The organism is uncultured Thiodictyon sp. (assembly GCF_903828115.1).
GTDB lineage: Bacteria > Pseudomonadota > Gammaproteobacteria > Chromatiales > Chromatiaceae > Thiodictyon.
Genome location: NZ_CAIKKU010000654.1, coordinates 1 through 1,654, shown reverse-complemented (window position 1 = coordinate 1,654; position 1,654 = coordinate 1). Strand labels below are relative to the sequence as shown.

The 1,654-nt window shown below is 56.2% G+C and carries 3 protein-coding genes; all 3 read right to left on the bottom strand.

Going from position 1 to position 1,654, the window contains the following annotated elements; translation table 11 throughout:
* Positions 1-69: 69 nt before the first annotated feature.
* The 3 genes from QZY48_RS24725 to QZY48_RS24715 all read right to left on the bottom strand — a co-directional run bounded on the left by QZY48_RS24725 (position 70) and on the right by QZY48_RS24715 (position 1,567).
* Positions 70-249, bottom strand: coding sequence for a hypothetical protein (locus tag QZY48_RS24725; protein WP_295436070.1), 180 nt, complete (start codon positions 247-249; stop codon positions 70-72).
* Between the two features lie 448 nt (positions 250-697).
* Positions 698-988 (bottom strand): TerD family protein, encoded by a 291-nt coding sequence (locus QZY48_RS24720; protein WP_366929769.1) that lies wholly within the window; start codon positions 986-988, stop codon positions 698-700.
* Between the two features lie 213 nt (positions 989-1,201).
* Positions 1,202-1,567, bottom strand: coding sequence for a hypothetical protein (locus tag QZY48_RS24715; RefSeq protein WP_295436068.1), 366 nt, complete (start codon positions 1,565-1,567; stop codon positions 1,202-1,204).
* Positions 1,568-1,654: the final 87 nt, after the last annotated feature.

Genomic DNA, 1,654 nt, shown 5'->3' with positions numbered 1-1,654 from the left:
CCTCGGCGCCCGTAGGGTCCGCTGTGCGGACCAGCGATCTCCCGTCCAGCAGGGTGGCCGGAGTTATGATCAGGGGCCTGTGTGTCGTCGCGCCGTGCTCAGTTTATCGATCGGGCCTGAGGCGAGCGCGGTGGTGTGCCGACACCGGCGCAGCCTCCCCCAGCCGCGCTCGCCTTCGGAATGGGCCTTGACTGCCTCCAGCAGAAGCCACTGTTGCGGATAATGGGCGCGGATTTCGTGCCATTGCATAGATGCGCTCCTGAGTGGAGTAAGATATGAGAGCGGGGTTGCCAGAGATCGACGCTTTGGCGCGAATTAACTTGGCGCCCAAAGATATTATGCGGCAATGATCGTTCTGCGTCTGTCAGTCGGGGTATTCAACTCTGGCCCCTTTTGCCCCTATTTCCACTCGCAATATGCTATCCGTGGATCAAGATTTCTTCGAGCACCGGCCGTATTTGATCGTTGTCGAAACTGCATCCGGTATCACGTTTTATGACGAGTCGAATCTTACTAATGACATCCTCGGTAAAGATTGCCCGTATGATGCTCTCGTGATTCAGTGCGCTGATCTCTTTCCAGCGTTTTTCCAGTACTCCCTTCCGGCTCATCCCGTATCTGGATATCAGCAAAAGGCGTTCGCAGTCTTCCAGTTTGATGTCAGGTAGTAAATTGATCGAGAAGACAAGACTTGCCTCTACGTAAAGACAATTTTTGAAACATCCTCGGGGACTTGCGATAAGTGGACGTGAAAGCCCCGCATGTCTTCTCCGCTCCTGGGTTCCATATCGAGGCTAATACAGCCACCAGGGGCCTCCGGTTGATTGTAGAAAATGAAATCCCGGTCGCATCTGACTTTCCCGGTCTGGCCTACCAAGAAAGCGCTAGCGTCGATCTCCCACTCTTCATCTGTACTCCAGCCGATCCCTACGAAAACGACGGGTTCTGGGATAAGGGCATTGGCGCCTTGCGGCAAGTTTGCTGGCACGGTCACTCCTCCATAACAAATAAATTAGTACGCCAATTGTAGGCGCGGCAGCGGCGCTTTAGAGATTGAAAGCCGCCGGGCTCCAGGCTCCAATACGTCTGAGGGAGCCCGCGTTCCGATCAGTACAACACATCATCAAAGTAGTCGCGGGCGCGCGAGTCAGCGAGCCTCGGTCAGTCATGAGGTATACCTGATTCCCGGCATGCTGTAATCTCAAGCGGCTAGCGGCACCCGCAGATCAATCTCATCCCAAGGCACAAAGACGCGCTGGCGGTCGTCGATCTCAAGGATACCTAGATCGACCAAGGTCCCGACATCGGTGCAGCCAGGGGTCTTGTCCTGCTCGACTGGTTCAGCAAGTTCCGCGATGGGTGTGGGTCCGCGGCGTTTGACCGTCTGTATCAGTTCCCAACGCCTTGGCGTCAGGGTACTGAGCATCTCAGACAGGCTCTCGAAGCCAATGGCTTCAACTGGGGTGACGGCTTCGCCCCGTTCCAGGCGTTCCCAGGTTTGCGCGAACGCCTCCAGCGCGGCCTGCGGCGTCGAGATCTCAATGCGAAGGATGCGTCGTTCAATCATCGGTCAGGCTCCTGACATCGGCCCAGAAATCGTCGAGCAAAGTCCTGACGCTGACGAAGGTATAAGGTTCTTCCCGTCCTGCGAGGT

Excerpts from the sequence above, each read along its gene's own strand:
- QZY48_RS24725 (WP_295436070.1), bottom strand. The coding sequence starts at position 249 with ATGCAATGGCACGAAATCCGCGCCCATTATCCGCAACAGTGGCTTCTG.
- QZY48_RS24715 (WP_295436068.1), bottom strand. The coding sequence starts at position 1,567 with ATGATTGAACGACGCATCCTTCGCATTGAGATCTCGACGCCGCAGGCC.